Here is a 20,161-nt window from a genome sequence, read left to right as displayed (position 1 = left end):
TTTTGTAATGACGATGAGCTGGTCCTTTTTTGCGTGGATTGAAAGCCTGTCTCGATACATCAACTGGAAACTACTCTGTCGAATAGCAGGTAAATGGAGCGGACATAATGAAGCCGAGGTGATAATTATGTCGAGTGAAAAACCATTAGTAAAATGTAGCGTGAGCAATTGTCATTATTGGGGCGAGCATAATTTATGCCGGGCTGAAGAAATTGTCATTGAGATCGATAAGCACGTAGGCAATGGTTATAAGGAAGAATATGCTGAAGAAATGACGAATGAAGGTCACCGCGATCATGCCAGTACATCATCTGCAACATGTTGTCTGACGTTTAAGCCGAACGCTTAGGAGGCCGCCAGAATGGACACAGAAAAGGATAATGAATCAAGCTCATCACGGGAACAACCCGGTCCGAGAAAAGTCATTCTTCGTCCGCGGAGAGTGGACTATCCTCGTCGGGACAGAGAGCATCGCGAAGAATACGCTGCTGAGGTAAATCCGGTTCCAATGCAGGTACGGGATGCCCCGCGTATAGTGGAAGAGCGCAAGGACAGTGAAGCGGAATATAGTGGAAGCCGGATAATGGGGTATGTTGGACTGGGGATGGGAATCGCCTCATTGTTCATCTGGTCCTTTATTCTCGGACCCATCGCTGCCGTAGTTGGTTATTATTCCTATGTCAAAGAGCAAAAAACGCTTGGGGCATGGGCAATGGGCTTAGGGATTGTTGCGACACTAAGCTACTTCGTGATGATTCCCTTTGCGCGCTAAAAAGAACTGAATGGCTTTGATCTAAACAGGCTTTTAGACCTAAATATCAGGGTCTGAAGTCTGTTTTTTCATTCCAACATATAGCAATAATCTCAGATAAAATGTAAGATTAAGCCGTAATTCATCGAAATTTCAACGCGAAACCTTATATATGATTCGAGTAGGACAAAAAAAGGAGTGCGCCAGCATGCAGATCAATCCCGCTGTAACCGACGGGTTAGGGCAGCTTAAATGGATCAACCTTAAGGCTACAACCGAAAAAACTAGCTCCGCGAATGGAAATGAACGGTCAACGGGGGTTTCAGCTTCTGGATTTGCGACAATGCTTCAGGCAATGTCAACGAGTAGTGAAAGTTCAAGCTATTTGACCTCTCTCCCGGATGCAACTTCAGTCAGCAGCTTGTTATGGCAGCAGATAGGTGGGACAACAGAAACCTTCAATAACATAATTTCCGGGGAAATAACGGGTTCCACACCTACAAGCTATGATGATCTCATCCAGAAGGCGAGTGCTAAATATGGCGTGCCGATTGATCTGATCAAAGCAGTGATTGATACTGAATCTTCGTTTAATCCTAATGTGGTCTCTTCGGCAGGGGCTAAAGGTTTAATGCAGCTTATGGATGGCACCGCGAGCGGCTTAGGGGTTACTGATTCGTTCGATCCGGCGCAAAACATTGATGGCGGCGTACGTTATTTATCTTATCAACTGAAACGCTTTGGCGGAGAGGAAAAGATGGCACTTGCAGCGTACAACGCAGGGCCGGGACGGGTAACAGATCTTGGAGTAACCAATGATCAGGAATTATTGGAGAAACTTAGCCTGCTTCCAAAAGAGACACAGTCTTATATCTTCAAAATAGAACGCGCTCGCGCTCAATACGCGGTATAATAAAAAGGATCAAACGGGAAACACCGTTTGATCCTTTTTCGATAATAAGTTCACTCAACGAAGTAAAGGAGACATTTGACATATGCTTTACTGGGATTATGCCGCCGCTACACCGCCCTATGAAGAAGTGGTGCAGACGATGGAACAAATTATGAAGCTGCATTATGCGAACCCTTCCTCTTTGCACCGTGCGGGCAGTGAAGCGGGTAAGCTGATCAGACGGTCGCGTGAAGTATGCGCTGCTGCTTTATCTGTACAACCGCAGGAGATTCTATTTACTTCTGGTGCAACGGAAAGCAATAATTTGGCGATAAAAGGCGCTGCTCTGCAATATCAGTCTAGAGGCCGCCATTTGGTAACTACAGAAATAGAGCATCCCTCTGTATATGAGAGTTTCCTGCAATTGCAGCGAATGGGCTGGGAGGTTACTTTTGTAGCACCCGATAGCACTGGCGTTGTTGATCCTGAGCGCGTAGCTGCTGCTGTCCGGCGCGACACAGTGCTTGTTAGTGTGATGCATGTCAATAACGAGATTGGAACGATACAACCGCTTAAAGAGATGGGTAAGCTGATTAAAGCTGTGAATCCGCGAACCTTATTTCATGTAGATGGTGTTCAGGGATATGGTAAGCTTGCAGTTGATCTAAAGGATTGGCAGGTGGATCTTTATAGCCTGTCTCCTCATAAGCTTCGAGGCCCACGTGGAGTGGGATTACTGTATATCAAAGATGGAATTAAGCTATTCCCATTGCTTACAGGGGGCTCTCATGAAGAAGGACAACGCGCTGGAACTGAAAATGTACCTGCGATTGTCGCATCCTCCAAAGCTATCCGCATGAGTGGTGAGCAGCGCGAAACCTTCGTTGCCCAGTTGGTTCCACTCCGAGATCGATTATTACGCTTCTTGCGCACCGTTCCTGAATTTGTTATAAACAGCAGAGAGGATGGAGCTCCCCATATTGTGCATTTCTCTTACCCTGGCATGAAGGGAGAGGTATTCGCCCGCAAGCTGGAGGAACTGGGGATGGTTGTCTCCACCCGCTCGGCCTGCTCCTCACGACTGGCTGAACCTAGTCGTGTGTTATTGTCTATGGGTAAAGATGTCTCCAGTGCTTCAGGTGGGATTCGTATTAGCCTTGGCGACAGTCATACAGATGAGGATGTCGCTGCGCTTGAGCAAGCATTAACCACTGCGGTACAAGCTTTAAAGATTGCTGAAGGAGGAATGAAGTAACAAATGAGCATGATGAATAAGGAATCTGCAGAAGGCAGAGCCCATAGTATAGAATACGCTGATATGCTGCTCCTGCGTTTTGGGGAGTTTACTTTAAAGGGCAAAAATCGTACCCGATTTGAAAAAACCGTACTGCGTCATGTGAAGGAATTGATTAAGCCTTATCCAAACGTAGTTCTGAGCAAGGAATTCGGAAGAATTTACGTGGAACTGAACGGGGAATCTGCGATTGAATTGGTACAAGCACTGAAGAATGTCTTTGGCATTGCTTCAGTCAGTCCAGTGAAGGTTTCTAAGTCAGAGCTTGAGGATATTGTAGCGGTAAGCCGTCAATTTTTGGAGATAATCGCGCCTGCTCCGGGCACCAGATTTAAGGTTAATGCTCGGCGGGTATGGAAAGAGTTCCCTTACGGCTCCATTGAGATGAATAAACTGATCGCGACACCACTATTGCAAGGATATCCTGGCCTCACCGTAGACGTTAAATCGCCTGAATTAGAGCTGAGGGTCGAAATTCGTCAGGGACATACTTATATTTTCTGTGAAAATATTGCCGGTGTAGGTGGATTTCCATTAGGCACTAACGGAAAAGCGATGTTATTGCTTTCCGGTGGCATTGATAGTCCCGTAGCAGGCTGGTCATCCATGCGGCGCGGACTTGAAGTGGAGTGTGTGCATTTCTACAGTTATCCTTATACAAGCGAGCTTGCTAGACAAAAGGTTGTGGATCTTGCGCGAGTATTGTCACGTTATGCGGGTGTAATCAAGCTGCATCTGGTACCCTTTACAGAAGTGCAGACTTCCTTTACCGGCATCGGCCAGGATAATCTGATTATTACACTGATGCGGCGGGCAATGCTGAGAATTACTACCCGGCTTGCTGAGCGCGAAGGTGCATTGGCGATTGTAACCGGGGATAGTCTGGGACAAGTCGCTAGCCAGACCTTGCCAAGCATGAACGTGATTGGCCGGGCGACAACCCTCCCCCTTCTGCGTCCGCTGGTAATGATGGACAAAAGTGATATCGTGGACCTGTCGAAGAACATCGGCACCTATGATTTGTCTATCCTTCCTTATGAGGATTGTTGTACTTTATTTGTTCCAAAATCACCTACAACAAATCCGAATTTACGGATTGTGGATAAGATAGAGGCTACGCTTCCGGGATATTCTGAACTTCTGGAAGCGGCGATTGAAGCCACAGAGACCGTGTTAATCACTCCTTATGGAGATGAGAAGCCTAGTGATGTTGTAAGTGTCGAGGCGGGATTACAGGAAGAATGGTTCTAAAATAATAAACCAAAAAACTGCCTTGGAGTGTAGTGAAATCTACGTTCTGAGGCAGTTTTTTGTGGTTTAGACGATTGTGCCCTCCTGAGGCTCTTCTGGTTTTGATTGGCGTTTCCAATGTCCCGCTGCCAAGATACCTATAATGATCACGATTATAAACAGATATTTGAGCAGCGGATGATGATCAAAAAATGGCGCAAGCTGATGTTCATCCGTAATCATACTTGAAGCAGTAAAGCCTAAGACAGCAGAACCAATATAAATGATCCATGGATATTTGTTGATTAATTTAATAAAAAGGGTACTTCCCCACACAACGATGGGAACACTGATCAGCAGTCCTATGATAACCAGTGAGATATTATGCTTGGCAGCTCCGGCAATGGCGATCACATTATCAAGGCCCATGGCAGCATCAGCTAAAATGATTGTACCTACAGCGGACCACAAGCTTTGACCTGCCTTGATATCTGTTGAAGTGTTCTCACTGGTTAACAGCTTATAGGCAATCAGAATGAGTAAAATCCCTCCGGCAAGCAGTAACCAGGGGATTTTCAACAACCATACGACCAGAATCGTTGCGAAGATCCGCAACACTACAGCACCTGCTGTTCCAAATACGATAGCCTTTTTTTGCGTGTCGGACGGTAAATTACGCGCTGCAAGTCCGATCACAATGGCATTATCTCCCGCCAGAATAAGATCTAGAAAAATAATGTTGAGCAGCGATAATATAAACTCCCAGATGGATGTATTCAAAGCGAAGTCACTCCCAAGTTTTGTTAGATTGAGCTTCAAAATATGCTTAGTTTTGTATACGCAAAAAAAGGAGCCAACATGCGTTCACGCTCAAAAAAAGTTGGACAGGAAGCATAGCTTGTCATTTCCGAACATACAAGTAGTTACATGTGACTCGGGGAGGTAAGTGCGAATGGATTCATTATTGCTCCTTGGTGAAATATTGATGATCAATCTGGTGCTGAGCGGAGATAATGCAATGGTTATCGCAATGGCCAGCAAGGATCTTTCGGCGAAGCACCGAAAGACTGCGGTATGGTGGGGCTCAGCAGGCGCAGTTGTTCTGCGGTGTTTGCTTACTTTTGTTGCGGTATTGCTATTAAAAATCCCTTATATTCAGGCTGGAGGGGGGATGCTGCTGCTATGGATAGCGTTCAAGCTGCTTTTGGAGGAAGAGGAGGATCTCAGAGTAAGGGAATCATCCTCAGTCTGGAAAGCAATCCGAACGATTCTTGTAGCAGACTTCATTATGAGTCTGGATAATGTACTAGCCATTGCAGGAGTAGCTAAAGGAGATTTGGCTTTAATTGTCATCGGGATTGCCCTTAGCATTCCGATAGTAGTGTGGGGAAGCGGCATCATTGTAGGCTGGCTGCATCGGTTTCCAGTGCTCGTATTTATCGGTGCTTATATATTGGCGTTTACAGCAGGGGATATGTTGCTTCAGGATGCAAAATTAGGGACGATGCTCTCCTTTTTATTCCCCTCCTTACATTCCTTTTTGCCCATTGCCTTAGGCATATTAGTTGTGGTTACGGGAGCAATTAAACGCAGAAAAACATCTGCAGGTTAATAAACTGCAATAAAAGGCAATACTAAACGGACATCTCCATAAATTGGAATTGTCCGTTTTTTTTGCGCGATCAGAAGTGCTTATAGACACTGATTAATCACAGGGAGTGATGGCATTTTGTGTATGTTTCGGATAATATATGAGTAAGAATCCTGTCGCTTTCAGGCTATAAGGTGACGAGGAAATGAGGTAGACGTGAAATTGAAGGGATGGGTGAAGGATGTCTTCAAAGAAAGATATACAGCTAGGAATTTTTATTGTTGCTGCTGGCATCGTGATTTTATTAGGTAAGCTGGGCGTCTTCGGATTTTTGGGCCGCGCGCTTTGGCCTCTAGTGATTTTAATTCCAGGAATAGTGCTGCACATGTTATTTTTCAGCCGTCGTGCTTCGGCCTCGGTATTGGTTCCTGCTGGGATATTAACGGTGTACGGTTTGTTGTTTGGCCTTTGCAATATTTGGGGATGGGGGCTTATGAGTAACTTATGGCCTGTGCTGTTGCTTGGTCTTGCCGTGGGCTTGTATGAATATTCTATCTATGAACCAAGACGGACGGGTGGACTGTCAGCAATTGCTGTAACATTAGGCTTACTAAGCCTTGCACTTTGTATTTTCAGCCTTATGGGCACCGGCGCGATCTACCTGATCGGGATTGTATTAATAGCTGCAGGAATTTGGCTGATTACCGGTCGAGGCAGAGCACGTGGCCGGAATAGATGGTACCGAAGTTAATTGCTGTAGGATCTTGTGAAAAAAAACGGAAATTGGTAACTGTTTTTTCATAAAAAGACTTGCTTTTCATGGTACTTTCACTATAATATTAATGTTATGTTGAAGCGTCGGCTTTCTGCCTGGCGCTTCTTTTGTGAGACTGCCGTGACATGCTATGAATTTTAACAGTTTTAATTTGATAAATGAGAGGATTTGGATACAAATCATGCATTCAAGAAAAGATATTCGCAACATTGCGATCATTGCCCACGTTGACCATGGCAAAACAACACTCGTCGATCAGCTCCTTCAACAATCGGGGATCTTCAGCGCCCATGAGCACTTGCAAGAACGTGCTATGGACTCTAATGATATCGAGCGGGAACGTGGAATTACAATCCTAGCTAAAAATACAGCAATTACTTATAAAGAGTTTTTGATCAACATTGTGGATACACCTGGACATGCTGACTTCGGTGGCGAAGTAGAACGGATCATGAAAATGGTTGACGGTGTATTGCTGGTTGTTGATGCTTATGAAGGCTGCATGCCGCAAACGAAATTCGTTCTGCGTAAAGCATTGGAACAAAAACTTACACCGATCGTTGTCGTGAACAAGATTGACCGTCCAGCTGCTCGTCCTAAGGAAGTTATTGATGAAGTGCTCGATTTGTTCATCGAACTTGAAGCAAATGACGAACAATTGGAATTCCCGGTTGTTTATGCATCTGCTCTTAATGGTACATCAAGCATGGATCCTGAGAAACAAGATGAAACGATGCTTTCGCTCTACGAAACCATCGTTGAACATATTCCAGCTCCAACCGAAAGTGTTGAAGAACCGCTTCAATTCCTCGTAACGTTGATGGATTATAACGAATACTTGGGTCGTATTGCGATTGGACGTGTTAACCGCGGTGTGATCAAACAAGGTCAATCTGTAACAGTTATTATGCGTGATGGTAAGAGCAAAACTGCACGTATCGAGAAATTGTTCGGCTTCCAAGGTTTGAAACGTATTGAAACAGAGCAAGCGGGCGCAGGGGATATCGTTGCTATTGCAGGGATCAAGGACATCAACATTGGTGAGACCATTGCTGATCCTGCAAACCCTGAAGCACTTCCGGTTCTGAAGATTGACGAGCCAACCATGCAAATGACATTTCTAGTGAATAACAGTCCTTTTGCTGGTAAAGAAGGTAAATGGGTAACTTCCCGTAAACTACGTGAGCGTCTCTTTAAAGAACTTGAAACAGACGTGAGTTTGCGTGTGGAAGAAACTGATAGTCCTGATGCATTTATCGTTTCTGGACGCGGTGAGCTTCACCTTGGTATTCTGATCGAGAATATGCGTCGTGAAGGTTATGAAATGCAAGTTTCTAAACCACAAGTAATCATTAAAGAAATCGACGGTGTCAAAATGGAGCCGCTTGAGCGTCTAATGATTGATATTCCAGAAGAAAGCATGGGCTCTGTTATGGAGAGTCTGGGTACTCGTAAAGCCGAAATGGTCAATATGATTAACAACGGTACGGGTCAAGTACGTCTGGAGTTCCTGATTCCTGCACGTGGTTTGATTGGTTACAACACTTACTTCTTGACTTTGACACGCGGTTACGGCGTTATGAACCATGCTTTTGACAGCTACGCTCCACTGGTTGCTGGTCAAGTTGGCGGACGTCATCAAGGTGTGCTTGTAGCAAGTGAGACTGGATCAACAACACAATACGGAATCGTGGGTGTTGAGGATCGTGGTATTCTCTTCTTGGATGCAGGTACAGAAATTTATGAAGGTATGATCGTAGGCGAGCATACCCGTGATAACGATATTATCGTTAACATCTGTAAAGAAAAAGCACTTACCAACATGCGTACCTCAGGCAAAGATGATACTGTAAAAATGAAGACACCACGCACTTTCTCTTTGGAAGGCGCACTTGAATATTTGAACGATGATGAATATTGTGAAATTACACCTAAATCCATTCGTTTGCGTAAAAAGATTCTGAACAAAGGCGAACGCGAACGTGTAGAGAAACAACGTAAAACAGCACAAGCCAACGCGTAAACACATGCTTTTGAATAAGACCGCCGGATTATTGCATCCGGCGGCTTTTTTTAATATAAGAAACAAAAAATTCCCCTACTGATGATATAATGTAAACGTATCTTAAATTTGGGAGGAGTGCGGTTATCTATGCAGGTGTGGTTCGCTGAGCATCCAATCGTCGCTTATATTGTTATCTTTATATTGCTTACTTTTGTTTATAATCAAGTCTTTCGTGTGAATCAAAAGTTATCGATTGGCAAGGAAATCATGCTCTACATAATGATGGCGATTGGCTCTGGCATGCTCCTCATTTTCCAACATGATAAGCTTCCGATTATCCAATGTCTGTTGGTTGCTGTCGGATTAATGCTGATGGTACGGATACGTTATATAGTAGAAGCTCGACAGAAGAGAAAGGCTGCGGCAGCAGCGAAGAGATCGTAATCGCAACTTTTGTACCTTATGGATCGTCTAATTAATGTAGCAATTCTAATTCTAAATGAAATGAAAAGGACTTTATTCTATTATGAGTACAAGAAACAGCGGTTTACCTCCAAGAGCAAACGGGCAACAACCTACTAATAGAAAACAGCCTGTGAAGGGTGTTTCTAAGAAAAAAACGAAAAAGAAAGTGAAAAAGAGAGGTTTTTTTGGCAGATTAGTTAGAGTATTGTTAACTTTGCTAATTATTGCGATCCTCGGCGTGCTGGGTTATGGCGGTTATCTGTATTGGAAGCTTGAGCATGGCGTATTTAATGCAGGGGTTGAGGGTACGGTTGCTCCAGGGCAATCCGCTTCAGAAAAGCCACTGACGATGCTTATACTGGGAACGGATAACAGACCTAAACACGAGTCTTATTTGACTGACGTAATCATGGTTGCAGCACTTAATCCTAAGACCAAATCAGCGACCATTGTTTCGCTTCCTCGTGATACCTATGTGGAGCTAAGCGGCTATAAGAAAACGAAGATTAATGAATTTTATGCTCGCTTCAAGGGTAAGGAGAAATCCTCCGGTCTACTGGCTGAAGACGAGATGAAGACGATGATGGGTAAGTATTTGGACATTGATGTAGATTATACAACGATTCTTGATTTTCAGGGCTTCCGGGATGTGGTGGACGAGCTTGGGGGAGTCGAAGTAAATATTAGTGAAAATATGTGTTATACAGACACTGTGGACGGCACGAATATCAATCTGAAAAAGGGTCCGGCAGAGCTGGATGGAAAAAATGCATTGGACTATGTGCGGTATCGTAAATCCAATTGCAAGCCTAAGACTAACGCTTCAGATGATTTTGATCGCAACAAACGCCAGAACGAAGTCCTGAACAGTCTGGTGGATCAGATGCAATCGCTTGGTGGCGTATTAAAAATCGGCAAGGTGCTTGATGCAGTGGACAGTAACATGAAGACAGATATCGAAAATTCGCAAATCAAAGATATGATTGCGACGTATTGGAAGATTTCCAAAGAGAATATCGAATTCAAGCCGGTTACTGGAACGTGGCGAAGTCCATATGTATATATTAATGATGAGGAGTTGGAGGCCGCTAAGAAAAGCTTGCAGGATCGAATTGCAGGAATTTCCACTGGAGCTGATTCGACAACTGCTGAGACGCCTTGAGGACCTTAATATCTTCCATAGCTAAAATTGAATGCAAGTTTCAGCCTGTGCTATAATATAATAAATCGAATGAATTAACGTCGCATAGGGGGCCAGTACTTATGTCCGAAGCCGTTGCTCAGCTGAATGAAACTTTGCTATCGATGCTGCAATCGGAAACCTTTGTTCTTCTAAACACAGTTGATGCGGAGACAGGCGGTCCTACATCCACAGCTATTTCGTGGCTTTATGCTGTTAGTCCTAGTACTGTGCGTTTGGCTATTGATCATCGTTCAAGACTTGTGAATAATATGAAGGTTAATCCATTAATAACTATAACTGTGTTTGGTGAAGGAACTGTCTATGCCATTAACGGTAGTGCTGCTGTAAGGCAGGACCCGCTAGAGGATGTTCCCTTTAAGATGTGCTGTTTTGATGTTGAAATTAAAGCGGTCCGCAACGCGCTTTTTTACGGCGCGCAGCTTGACTCCGCCCCAAGATATGCGAAAGTTTATGATGGACGTGCCGCTGAGAAGTTGGACGGACAAGTATTTGCTGCCATGAAAAAAGCCTAGTGAAAATATCACTGGGCTTTTTTCGAATTCTAAGGACTTCTTTTGTCCTTTATCCACTACTGTGCATTTCTTTGCGGCTTGGTATCCTCTGGCAGCTGTGGCATGATTCGTCCGATAATATCAGCCAGCTCGGATGAGAATCCGGAAATCGGATGTCCCTTGGAGATATGGCGGCTCATTTCCGCTAATCTGCTGGAGAGATCCATATCCGCTGTGACAAGCGCCCGTACACTTCTTGGGTCTTTGCGGATAGCTTCTGCTACAGAATATTTGATGCTTCCTACACGTGAGCGGCCTAGAGAACCTTCTACATCAAGACCAACAATGGCAACTTTGTTCATGACTACACAGTGTGCGCCATTTACACCGGGAACTCTTTTGGCCAACTGTTCAAAATGATCCTTAAGTGCAATTTCATTTTCTCCATTAATATTGACGGCTTGACCAGCTTTTGAGGTGGCTTTAGGATTAGTCGCACCATCATTGGACAATTGCCGAACCTCATGGTTCCCCGTACCCTTTACAGCATTCGCAGATTGTTTATTCTGAGGAGAGGGTGATGTCTTTTTATTAGCGATACCGCAGCTTGTCAGTAGCAGCAGTACCAGCAACAGACATATTGATTTTCTCATATGTGATTACTCCTTTCAGCCAATGAATCGTTTCTGTACCTTATCTTTTCCCTTGGCGGAAAGAGTTATGTATGATCAATCAAACCAGGCGCTGTGGAGGGGATAATATGAACAAGATATTTGTGCTAGATACCAACGTGCTTTTGCACGACCCCAATTCAATTTTCTCTTTCAAGGAGCATGAGGTGGTTATTCCGGCTGTTGTGCTGGAAGAAATCGACTCCAAGAAGCGCAATGCTGACGAAATCGGTCGGAATGCCCGTACGGTATCCCGATTGCTCGATGGACTCCGGGAACTAGGTCATCTGCATAGCGGTGTGGAACTGGAGCATGGAGGCAAGCTGAAGGTAGAACTTAACCATCGCAGTTTTGTGAAGGTACAGGAAATGTTTGGTGAGGTGTCTAACGACAATCGGATTTTGGCTGTTGCGCTCAATTATTTGAATGAAGAGAATGAGAAGCCTGATCCGCGTCCCGTTGTGCTTGTGAGCAAGGATGTACTGGTTCGTATTAAAGCGGATGTACTTGGAATTACGCCAGAGGATTATTTGTCAGATCGTACTGGAGACTTAAATGAACTATACACTGGTTACCAATCTCTGCAGGTGCATCCCGCATTGATTGATGAATATTATAGTCACCGCTCTCTGACGGTAAAACAGCTCGCGTTGTCGTATCCGTTGTACCCTCATGAATTTGTGATTCTCAAGGATGAGATTGGCACTGGCAAATCAGCTCTTCTCAAAGTGAATAGTGATGCCACACGTCTGGAGCCACTCTATCTGGGCAATGATTCGGTTTGGGGGATTAGCGCCCGTAATGCTCAACAACGAATGGCACTGGAGCTGCTGCTAAATGATGAAATCCCGCTCGTAACGATCACGGGTAAGGCTGGGACAGGGAAGACGTTATTGGCGCTTGCAGCCGGACTATTCAAAGTGGAGGATGAACATAAATACAAAAAATTGCTTATCGCCCGTCCGGTTGTTCCTATGGGTAAGGACATTGGTTACTTGCCCGGTGAGAAGGATGAGAAGCTTAGACCCTGGATGCAGCCTATTTATGATAATCTGGAATTCCTGTTCGATACCAAAAAAGCTGGCGATATCGATAAAATCTTAATGGGGTTAGGCAGTATACAGGTAGAAGCCTTAACCTATATTCGCGGCCGTTCAATCCCATCACAGTTCATTATTATTGATGAGGCGCAGAACCTTTCCCGTCATGAGGTGAAGACCATTGTCTCCAGAGCGGGAGAAGGAAGTAAAGTCATTCTAATGGGCGATCCGGAGCAAATCGATCATCCATATCTGGATGCTGCGAGCAACGGACTGAGCTATATCGTCGAGAAGTTTAAGCAGCAAGGGATTAGCGGACATATTACTTTGGAAAAAGGTGAACGTTCCCGCTTGGCGCAATTGGCCGCGGATCTACTCTAGCCGTTCATGAATCCAATTTTCAGCCGGGAGAAGCAAACACTCCCGGCTTTTTCCTGCCCGCCCAGAAACGGCAGAGGAATTTAGGAGGTTATGGTTCTTAGAGCGTTTCACCCATATAATAGAAAGAGAACGGTTTCACAAACTAAAGACAAGCACCGGAGGGTTTGGTAAAATAGGGGAGACCAATCAAAAGGGAAGGTGGGAAATCGTGCTGAAACGCAAAAATTATTGGCTGCTTTTTGCAATTTTACTACTATCGCTGACAAGCCTGTCGCCCAGTATGGAATTGAGTACCAGTAACGATCCACGTCCTATGAAAAGACCGCAAAGTCAGTCGACCAATCCCTCTTCCGGAGATGAGGGAACTATAGATAGCTTACATATAAGAGTATCGTTAAATAGCGAAGAATTTAGTGAACTGGAGCTCCTTAGCAACCGTTATACCTTAGAAAGTGGAGTAAAGGTTATTTTAAGCAATGTGGATATTGAGGATGCCGATGAGGTATTGAAGCATGATTTAACGATCGGGGACAGCCCGGATATAGTCATGGCAGATGGACGAAGCATACTGGACTGGGCCACACGTGGATATTTATTGCCGATGGATGTGTATCAGAGCGTTCCGGGGAGTGCACCGTTAACACAGTTGATCCCCTTGATGCAGTGGAATGGATATAATTGGGGAGTCCCGTTAGATATAGATCCTTACGTGCTCGTTTATTCCCCACAACGGCTGGCGGAGCTGGGTTTTAATGCATTACCCAAAAGCCTCGAAGAGTGGAATATCCTGCTTCAGAATGTGCTTAAAGAGCAAGGAAAATATTTACTCGCGATGGATACCCGTAATCCTTATGGATTGTCAGCGGTAATGGAGAGCATGAATAGCAGCTTGTTAGCAGATAACCAAGAAGTGTTGAATTGGACTCAGAACGCCCGCAGTTATTTTTATCTCACCAGCCGCTACAATAAAGATGTCTGGGATATGCTACAAGGAGGTAGTGTCGCGGTTGCTTCTTTACCGTTATCCGAGTGGCAGAAGCATGGTAATTCATCCCTTGCTGCTGTTCCGGCGCTGACTGCCAATAACGGAGGTGGGTTTGAATCCTGTTACAGTCGATCTTTTGCCCTTCCAGCTCAATCTCAAAGTCCAAAGGAAGCTGTGAATTGGCTGACTTTTATCACCTCAGAGGATGCTCAGTTGGATTGGTTGGAGAATACGGGGAGCTTGCCGGCGCTTGATGTTCTTTATCGTTCGGAGCATGCTTTTAAATACAAACTTCCTTTCGATGTTGAGCTATTGCTGACAGAAGAAACCGCCCCGGAGGATGAGTCACAGGGCGGCTGGAGTAAGGTTGTTGAAGCTGTATCATTACTATTAACAGGGCAGATAGATGCGGAAGGCTACAAAGAATATCTAAAAGAAGGCCTAAAATGAAATGGAAAGCTTAACATGCAAGACGCCCTCTTGGCTATCTACTGCCGTGGCACGAAGGAAAGATACTATTTTTCCAGGATAAAAGCCTAAGTCAAATTCTTCTTCCAACGTTTTTCTTGTCGTGTCAGGCAATTCAAGACCATTAAATACAATATGATCGACTTGGAATATAAGGCCGTTGATCGGTTCTTCCTGAATGGTGTAGTGACCGGTCAGTGAAAGAGCTAGCGCTCCGCTTTTTCCAGTGGCAGTAACTGAACCGTCATTGAAATGAAAGGCGAAGTCTTTAAACAGCGAATTCTGTGATTGCAAAAATTCATTCAAATCCTCTTCCTTCAGGTTTAGCTCATAAGTCATTCCCTTTCGAGTCAGTACACCCTCTCGATTCTGAACAAACTGTGGTAGTTTATTCATTGCGGAGGATAACGCCTTGAAATATGTTTTTACCTCGTGCAGGCCGATATTCTCCCAATATAATGTGAATTCTTTAAGTAGAGTACTCATATTTTCAGGATCGCTGCTATTTTTAATCCCACCCTCAATTTCCTTGTTGAGCGCGTTTACCCGAACTTGCTGTTCCTCCAGAGCCGTGCGCAGCCGGGCGAGCTCTTCCGAGTTTCGCTTCGCAGTCTGAATGGTATCCTTCAAATCCTTATATTGTTCTTCATATTGTGAGAGAATATCGCGGTCATTCCCAATAATAATCTCATAATAATCGAACAGAGCCAGGAATCTGCTGATACTTTTTGCTGAAAAAAACGCGACCAGAAGATTATCTCTATCCCCCATATAATAAGAACGCACAACTGCACCTGCCCGTTCCTGTTGGTCCGCAATGGCTGTTTTTTTCTGGGTAGCTTGTCTGTTCAAGCTTTCTACCTTTTGTTCAAGCGCTTTTTGTTCGGCTGTAATCTTGATGATTTCACGTTCAATTTCTGCAGAAGACAAGGTCTGTTCAAGTAGTTTACGGGTTTCTTCATTATCTGGTATAGCAGAGTTGAAAAAATCACCGCTAGGATCGGCAGACAAGTACTTCACAGGTTGTAACGGAAACAAAGTACAGCAGAAGAGAATTAGTATGGTTGCAATCATGCGGCTTTGTAAATTGCGGGAGCGCACCACACCACCACCTTTTTTTGAAATGATATATGTATGTACTAATAATATGTTTAACCCTTCTAAAATAGCATACAAACAAAAAAACGGAAGTGATCCTTATAAGATAAGGACCTCATCCGCTCCAAAAGAGTACTGCAATTTATAGTGGAAGACCCATTTGAAAGATCGTCCAATAACTAAATCCGGTGAAAGTCAGAATCATGTATGCCCAGAAGAGAAGAACATAAGTTTTTTCAGTAAATTTCATATAGCCAAGTATTACGAAAAATGCTGTTTGCAAAAAGAAAAGCAAGGCCATTTCTGTTAGACCTCCGGCGAAAGCCATCAATCCAATAGCTAATGTGAAAAAACCTAATACCCGAAACATGCGGTCCAAGAGAGAGTCCCCCTTCCAGTATGTATCTCACGAATATTCCTTCGATTTATTATACCCTCAACATAATTATGTGTAAACGAATTCATTGAAAAAAATGCACTAATCTTCAAAAAATGTGATTTTTATAATTGACCTGAGTGATTAGCGCTTTAAAAAAGAGAATTTATAGTTTTATGCGTATGATGTACGCAGATAATGGAAATACAAATTAGTATCAAATAGATTCTATGAACTCTATGAGAAGCATAGAAATGGAGTAAGCAGCTTTTATCCCTATTCACTACCCGGCAGAACTGCCGGTTATGGAGATGGTTATTTCATGACGTTGTTAGGAGGTTTGGCTTTATGACAGCCGTTAGACAGGACGCTTGGAGTGCAGAAGATGATCTAATATTGGCAGAAGTAACTTTGCGACACATTCGGGAGGGCAGCACACAGCTTGCCGCTTTTGAAGAGGTGGGTGAAAAAATCGGCAGAACTTCGGCCGCTTGCGGATTCCGCTGGAACAGTTGTGTTCGGAAAAGTTATGAAGGTGCAATCGGTATTGCTAAAGGGCAGCGTCAAAAGCGTAGCTACCTGAAAAAGCAGCCGTCAGTAAGAGGAGCGCAAGTAGCTGGTCTGATTCTGGGTGATGTCGATGAGGAATTTGGACGCGGTGAGGGATTAAGTGAAAACACATTATCCATCGATGCGGTCATTCGTTTCTTAAGGCAATGGAAGGGTACGATTCAGGAAGCAGGACGTCAGCTGAAAATGCTGGAAAGAGACCTGCGCGAGAAGGAAGATGAATTAACAGAATTACGATCTGAGAATGAGCGGTTGTCTAAAGAGGTTAATCTTGCTCAAAGCGACTACCGGGTAGTCAACGATGATTACAAAGCTTTAATTCAGATTATGGATCGTGCTCGCAGGCTTGCTTTCTTAAATGAAGAAGAAGAAGAAATGAAGACTCGTTTCAAAATGGATGGTAACGGAAATTTAGAACGCATTGAATAAACGATAGGTTAACTAACAATCCCGCAAGTGGTCTGCTTTTTAAGCACCACTTGCGGGGTTTTTGGTATACTTAGAAAAATTGTGCTTAAGATCAGCAGGAGGGTTATATGAAAATTGATATAATTGGTGCAGGTTCACTCGGGCTGCTGCTGGCAGGGAGATTGATCCAAGCCGGGAATGATGTGAGACTGTGGGGCCGAGGGATAGAACAATGCCAACGATTAGGGCGTGATGGCTTAACGGTTACCTACGAGGATGAACGCGAGCCGATAACAATTTCGGAAGATCAGTTTGTATCCGCGCCAATAGGGGAGTTCGCTGGTGCTTATCTGGAAGAGCCGAGTGATTGGATCGTGGTGACGGTTAAACAGAATACTCTACATAATGATTTGCCTGAATTTCTATCCCTACTTAAGGAAGAGCAAGTACATATGATATGTTTTCAGAATGGTACAGGACATATGGAGATGTTGGGGGGCTTGTTGCCGGACGCCAATTTATATGTAGCTGTGACTACGGAGGCTGCGAAGCGCAAATCATTAACTGAGGTCATTCATGCAGGAGCAGGGGAGGTGTGGATAGGAAAATGGAGCTCAGGGGATGGACAAGCTCATAGCATACATAATGATTTAAAAGCGAATAATTTAATAGAAGTTCTCATAATGGCAGGATTCGCAGCCTTTTTGTCGAATGAAGTGGATACCATGATTTACCGGAAGCTCTTGATCAATGCCGTTATTAATCCACTCACGGCGATTTGGCGTATTCCAAATGGGGAGCTGCTGTCTTCAGAGCAACGCCTCCAATTAATGAAGGAAGTTTTTGAAGAAGCAACAATGGTGTATGATTTCTGTGAAATTACTTATGATAAGGATGCTTGGGATAACATCCTTCAGGTATGCCGGTTAACGTCTGGCAATATTTCATCTATGCTGGCAGATGTACTTGCTTCAAGAACCACAGAAATTCGTTGGATCAATGGAAGTCTTGTAGAAATGGCAGAACGATCTGGAGTGTCGGCACCATTAAATCGCTGGCTCTGCCAATTAGTAGAAGGTATTGGGGTATGATCTCTGGGGAGAGGTGAAGCTATGGGACTGCTGATGGATTCGGTTATTACTTTAAGCGTTATTCCGATTGTGCCGTTTTTGATTGTTTTTTTCATTGGAAAAGGCTTAAAAAAAGATAAAAAGAAAACTTTTATGCTCGCTATGGACGTGACCACATTTTTTTTATTATTGTCGGTCTCCGCATTGTTTAATAACATCTTTAATTCCGGTTTTGGGTTTTACCTTATACTAATTATTGTATTAATATCCGCTGGACTGATTGGCGGAGCTCAAAATCGGATGAAAGGAAAGGTAGATGGGAAGCGGTTATTTCGGGCAGTTTGGAGACTTTCGTTCTTTTTTATGAGCGTCGGATATTTATTATTTATGTTTGTTGGGCTAATTACCTACATATCACAAGCGATGTAACGTTCCACTGCTTCGGTGAAGCGTCAACGTCACAAAAGTTTAAAGTTTTAAAAAAAAAATATTTTCTGAAAACATTGCACTAGATTTTTTTGACCACTGGTTGTATAATCATAAACCATATACCACATTCTATTTAGGGGGAACTGCTAGATGAAGAAGAGTAAAAGTCTATTGCTAATGATTGCATTAGTACTTGTTATCGGCACAGTGCTTGCTGGCTGCGGCGGAAACAATGCAAACAGCGGCAATAAAGGTAACAATGCTAACACTGGTAACACGGCAACTGGTAATGCAGCTACAGAAGAAAAATTGGCTGCTGACCAAACATTGAGAATTAACCTTAGTTCTGAGCCTCCAACATTTGACCCAGGATTGGCGCAAGATAGCCAAGCTAACACTGTCCTGAAAACAATGTACGAAGGTTTGACTCGCATGAATGATGAAACAGGTCAAGCTGAACCAGGTGTTGCTGAAAGCTGGGAAGTTTCCGCTGACGGTCTGGTATATACTTTCAAACTCCGTGATTCACAATGGAGTAACGGCGATCCTGTAACAACAGAAGATTTCGTTCGCGCTTGGAAACGCGTGCTCGATCCTGCTGCTGCATCTGCTGCGCCTTACGCTTATCAATTGTACTACATCAAAAATGCTGAAAAGTACTACAACAAGGAAATTACTGATTTCAGTCAAGTAGGTGTCAAAGCGATTGATGAGAAAACTCTTGAAGTTACTCTTGAATCCTCCACTCCTTACTTCCTTGGATTGCTTTCCTTCTACACTTATTACCCTGTACACAAATCCATTGAGAGTAATCCTAAATGGGCAACAAGCAAAGATTCTATGATCGTTAACGGTGCTTTCACTCTTACTGAGTGGACTACTGGTCAAACTCTTGTTGTAACTAAAAACGATAAATACTGGGATAAAGATTCCATTAAACTTAGCGCTATCGATTTCTCCCTTGTAAACAGCGGTGCAACTGAACTGCTCAGCTACAAGAACGGTGAATATGATCGTGCGGGCGGACCAACTGGTGAAATTCCATCAGAACAAATTCCAATCGTACAAAAAGAACTTCCTAACGAATTCAGCCGTAAAGGTATTGCTTCCGTATACTACTACGAATTCAATATCACTGAAAAACCATTTACAAACGCTAAAATCCGTAAAGCTCTTGCAATGGCGCTTAACCGCCAAGCTTTGATTGACAATGTAGTTCAAGGTGGACAATTCCCAGCATTCGGTTTTGTACCTCCAGGTATCGCTGGTGCTGATGGTGAATACCGTACAGCAGTTAAAGATAGCTACTTCACTGAAGATCTAGAACAAGCTAAAACATTGCTTGCTGAAGGTCTGAAAGAAGAAGGTATGGATAAACTGCCTACATTCTCCCTGACTTACAACACAAGTGAAGGTCACAAGAAAATCGCTTTGGCGATTGCTGATATGTGGAAAAACAATCTTGGTATCGACGTACAAACCGTTAACCAAGAGTGGGCTGTATTTATTGAAAACCGTCAAAACCTGAACTACCAAGTTGCTCGTGCTGGTTGGACTGCGGATTACAATGATCCAATGACTTTCCTTGATATGTGGGTAACAGGTGGCGGTAACAATGATACTGGTTACGCTAACCCTGAGTATGACAAATTGATCAGCGAAGCTAAAACAAGCACTGACTTGGCAGTACGTCAAGAAAAGTTTGCTGCAGCTGAAAAATTGCTCATCGAGCAAGATATGGTTCTGATTCCTTTGTACTACTACACTAACAACTCCCTGACTAAAGAGTACCTTAAAGGTGTTACTCTTGACTTTAGTGGTGCAATTGACTTGACTCGCGGATACTTGCTTGAGCACTAAGATATTGCTTTAGTAATTACAACAGAATAGTTAGTTGACTGAAGTTGCAGAATACTTCGGGATATATATGTGGAATTCCATATATATCCCTTTTTTTTGTACTCCTG

At 43.7% G+C, this 20,161-nt stretch carries 21 protein-coding genes; 17 read left to right on the top strand and 4 right to left on the bottom strand.

What is annotated here, in order from left to right:
- The first annotated feature begins 127 nt into the window (after positions 1–127).
- From NYE35_RS24015 to thiI, 5 genes are all read left to right on the top strand, one after another.
- Positions 128–349, top strand: a complete 222-nt coding sequence (locus NYE35_RS24015; protein ID WP_036683762.1) for a DUF1540 domain-containing protein — start codon at positions 128–130, stop codon at positions 347–349.
- Between the two features lie 12 nt (positions 350–361).
- Positions 362–772, top strand: coding sequence for a hypothetical protein (locus NYE35_RS24010; protein ID WP_326047601.1), 411 nt, complete (start codon positions 362–364; stop codon positions 770–772).
- 187 nt (positions 773–959) lie between these two features.
- The gene (locus NYE35_RS24005; RefSeq protein ID WP_038572880.1) at positions 960–1,664 is read left to right on the top strand and encodes a lytic transglycosylase domain-containing protein; all 705 of its coding nucleotides are present in this window, start codon (positions 960–962) and stop codon (positions 1,662–1,664) included.
- Between the two features lie 82 nt (positions 1,665–1,746).
- Positions 1,747–2,898 carry a cysteine desulfurase family protein gene (locus tag NYE35_RS24000; RefSeq protein ID WP_326047600.1) on the top strand — a complete coding sequence of 384 codons (1,152 nt, stop codon included), beginning with the start codon at positions 1,747–1,749 and terminating at the stop codon, positions 2,896–2,898.
- A gap of 3 nt (positions 2,899–2,901) precedes the next feature.
- A complete protein-coding gene (gene thiI / locus NYE35_RS23995) occupies positions 2,902–4,188 on the top strand; it encodes a tRNA uracil 4-sulfurtransferase ThiI (RefSeq protein WP_080742568.1) in 1,287 nt (428 codons plus the stop codon).
- Positions 4,189–4,254: 66 nt separating this feature from the next.
- On the opposite strand, the gene NYE35_RS23990 is transcribed toward thiI, so the two are convergent.
- Entirely contained in the window at positions 4,255–4,947 is a 693-nt protein-coding gene (locus NYE35_RS23990; RefSeq protein ID WP_076278783.1) for a TerC family protein, read from the bottom strand.
- Positions 4,948–5,119: 172 nt separating this feature from the next.
- Here NYE35_RS23990 and NYE35_RS23985 point away from each other — a divergent pair, with 172 nt between their 5' ends.
- The 6 genes from NYE35_RS23985 (at position 5,120) to NYE35_RS23960 (ending at position 10,719) form a co-directional block, all read left to right on the top strand.
- Positions 5,120–5,779 carry a TerC family protein gene (locus NYE35_RS23985; protein WP_036683728.1) on the top strand — a complete coding sequence of 220 codons (660 nt, stop codon included), beginning with the start codon at positions 5,120–5,122 and terminating at the stop codon, positions 5,777–5,779.
- Positions 5,780–5,999: 220 nt separating this feature from the next.
- Complete coding sequence (locus NYE35_RS23980) at positions 6,000–6,509, top strand: hypothetical protein (protein ID WP_094902353.1); 510 nt, start codon at positions 6,000–6,002, stop codon at positions 6,507–6,509.
- Positions 6,510–6,714: 205 nt separating this feature from the next.
- Positions 6,715–8,556 (top strand): translational GTPase TypA, encoded by a 1,842-nt coding sequence (gene typA, locus NYE35_RS23975; RefSeq protein ID WP_036683723.1) that lies wholly within the window; start codon positions 6,715–6,717, stop codon positions 8,554–8,556.
- 129 nt (positions 8,557–8,685) lie between these two features.
- Positions 8,686–8,982, top strand: coding sequence for a YlaH-like family protein (locus tag NYE35_RS23970; RefSeq protein WP_036683721.1), 297 nt, complete (start codon positions 8,686–8,688; stop codon positions 8,980–8,982).
- Positions 8,983–9,064: 82 nt separating this feature from the next.
- Positions 9,065–10,165, top strand: coding sequence for an LCP family protein (locus NYE35_RS23965; protein ID WP_076141837.1), 1,101 nt, complete (start codon positions 9,065–9,067; stop codon positions 10,163–10,165).
- Positions 10,166–10,266: 101 nt separating this feature from the next.
- Positions 10,267–10,719: a pyridoxamine 5'-phosphate oxidase family protein gene (locus tag NYE35_RS23960; protein ID WP_036683715.1), complete on the top strand. Its 453-nt coding sequence runs from the start codon at positions 10,267–10,269 to the stop codon at positions 10,717–10,719.
- 56 nt (positions 10,720–10,775) lie between these two features.
- Here NYE35_RS23960 and NYE35_RS23955 read toward each other — a convergent pair whose 3' ends face one another.
- Positions 10,776–11,351: a YhcN/YlaJ family sporulation lipoprotein gene (locus NYE35_RS23955; RefSeq protein WP_326047599.1), complete on the bottom strand. Its 576-nt coding sequence runs from the start codon at positions 11,349–11,351 to the stop codon at positions 10,776–10,778.
- A gap of 107 nt (positions 11,352–11,458) precedes the next feature.
- Between NYE35_RS23955 and NYE35_RS23950 the strand changes: the two genes are divergently transcribed.
- Both NYE35_RS23950 and NYE35_RS23945 read left to right on the top strand, forming a co-directional pair.
- Positions 11,459–12,790, top strand: a complete 1,332-nt coding sequence (locus NYE35_RS23950; RefSeq protein WP_036683710.1) for a PhoH family protein — start codon at positions 11,459–11,461, stop codon at positions 12,788–12,790.
- A 208-nt stretch (positions 12,791–12,998) separates the two neighbouring features.
- On the top strand, positions 12,999–14,225 hold the full coding sequence (locus tag NYE35_RS23945) for an extracellular solute-binding protein (protein ID WP_036683707.1): 1,227 nt from the start codon (positions 12,999–13,001) through the stop codon (positions 14,223–14,225).
- Here NYE35_RS23945 and NYE35_RS23940 read toward each other — a convergent pair.
- Positions 14,217–15,344: a coiled-coil domain-containing protein gene (locus tag NYE35_RS23940; protein WP_326047598.1), complete on the bottom strand. Its 1,128-nt coding sequence runs from the start codon at positions 15,342–15,344 to the stop codon at positions 14,217–14,219. The genes NYE35_RS23945 and NYE35_RS23940 overlap by 9 nt on opposite strands.
- A gap of 139 nt (positions 15,345–15,483) precedes the next feature.
- The gene (locus NYE35_RS23935; RefSeq protein WP_036683705.1) at positions 15,484–15,720 is read right to left on the bottom strand and encodes a DUF2626 family protein; all 237 of its coding nucleotides are present in this window, start codon (positions 15,718–15,720) and stop codon (positions 15,484–15,486) included.
- A gap of 345 nt (positions 15,721–16,065) precedes the next feature.
- Here NYE35_RS23935 and NYE35_RS23930 point away from each other — a divergent pair, with 345 nt between their 5' ends.
- The 4 genes from NYE35_RS23930 to NYE35_RS23915 all read left to right on the top strand — a co-directional run bounded on the left by NYE35_RS23930 (position 16,066) and on the right by NYE35_RS23915 (position 20,054).
- Positions 16,066–16,716: an RsfA family transcriptional regulator gene (locus NYE35_RS23930; RefSeq protein WP_036683702.1), complete on the top strand. Its 651-nt coding sequence runs from the start codon at positions 16,066–16,068 to the stop codon at positions 16,714–16,716.
- 107 nt (positions 16,717–16,823) lie between these two features.
- A complete protein-coding gene (locus tag NYE35_RS23925; RefSeq protein WP_076213938.1) occupies positions 16,824–17,786 on the top strand; it encodes a ketopantoate reductase family protein in 963 nt (320 codons plus the stop codon).
- Positions 17,787–17,807: 21 nt separating this feature from the next.
- On the top strand, positions 17,808–18,194 hold the full coding sequence (locus tag NYE35_RS23920; RefSeq protein WP_036683696.1) for a DUF3397 domain-containing protein: 387 nt from the start codon (positions 17,808–17,810) through the stop codon (positions 18,192–18,194).
- 150 nt (positions 18,195–18,344) lie between these two features.
- A complete protein-coding gene (locus tag NYE35_RS23915; protein ID WP_036683694.1) occupies positions 18,345–20,054 on the top strand; it encodes a peptide ABC transporter substrate-binding protein in 1,710 nt (569 codons plus the stop codon).
- Positions 20,055–20,161: the final 107 nt, after the last annotated feature.

It is taken from the genome of Paenibacillus sp. FSL L8-0494 (assembly GCF_038003695.1).
Lineage (GTDB): Bacteria > Bacillota > Bacilli > Paenibacillales > Paenibacillaceae > Paenibacillus_AQ > Paenibacillus_AQ odorifer.
The sequence above is the reverse complement of the archived record's forward strand: the minus strand, read 5'-3'. Positions and strand labels throughout refer to the sequence as shown.

Bases quoted from the DNA above. Each gene is read 5' to 3' on its own strand.
- NYE35_RS24015 (WP_036683762.1), top strand. From the start codon at position 128: ATGTCGAGTGAAAAACCATTAGTAAAATGTAGCGTGAGCAATTGTCAT.
- NYE35_RS24010 (WP_326047601.1), top strand. From the start codon at position 362: ATGGACACAGAAAAGGATAATGAATCAAGCTCATCACGGGAACAACCC.
- NYE35_RS24005 (WP_038572880.1), top strand. From the start codon at position 960: ATGCAGATCAATCCCGCTGTAACCGACGGGTTAGGGCAGCTTAAATGG.
- NYE35_RS24000 (WP_326047600.1), top strand. From the start codon at position 1,747: ATGCTTTACTGGGATTATGCCGCCGCTACACCGCCCTATGAAGAAGTG.
- thiI (WP_080742568.1), top strand. From the start codon at position 2,902: ATGAGCATGATGAATAAGGAATCTGCAGAAGGCAGAGCCCATAGTATA.
- NYE35_RS23985 (WP_036683728.1), top strand. From the start codon at position 5,120: ATGGATTCATTATTGCTCCTTGGTGAAATATTGATGATCAATCTGGTG.
- NYE35_RS23980 (WP_094902353.1), top strand. From the start codon at position 6,000: ATGTCTTCAAAGAAAGATATACAGCTAGGAATTTTTATTGTTGCTGCT.
- typA (WP_036683723.1), top strand. From the start codon at position 6,715: ATGCATTCAAGAAAAGATATTCGCAACATTGCGATCATTGCCCACGTT.
- NYE35_RS23970 (WP_036683721.1), top strand. From the start codon at position 8,686: ATGCAGGTGTGGTTCGCTGAGCATCCAATCGTCGCTTATATTGTTATC.
- NYE35_RS23965 (WP_076141837.1), top strand. From the start codon at position 9,065: ATGAGTACAAGAAACAGCGGTTTACCTCCAAGAGCAAACGGGCAACAA.
- NYE35_RS23960 (WP_036683715.1), top strand. From the start codon at position 10,267: ATGTCCGAAGCCGTTGCTCAGCTGAATGAAACTTTGCTATCGATGCTG.
- NYE35_RS23955 (WP_326047599.1), bottom strand. From the start codon at position 11,351: ATGAGAAAATCAATATGTCTGTTGCTGGTACTGCTGCTACTGACAAGC.
- NYE35_RS23950 (WP_036683710.1), top strand. From the start codon at position 11,459: ATGAACAAGATATTTGTGCTAGATACCAACGTGCTTTTGCACGACCCC.
- NYE35_RS23930 (WP_036683702.1), top strand. From the start codon at position 16,066: ATGACAGCCGTTAGACAGGACGCTTGGAGTGCAGAAGATGATCTAATA.
- NYE35_RS23925 (WP_076213938.1), top strand. From the start codon at position 16,824: ATGAAAATTGATATAATTGGTGCAGGTTCACTCGGGCTGCTGCTGGCA.
- NYE35_RS23920 (WP_036683696.1), top strand. From the start codon at position 17,808: ATGGGACTGCTGATGGATTCGGTTATTACTTTAAGCGTTATTCCGATT.
- NYE35_RS23915 (WP_036683694.1), top strand. From the start codon at position 18,345: ATGAAGAAGAGTAAAAGTCTATTGCTAATGATTGCATTAGTACTTGTT.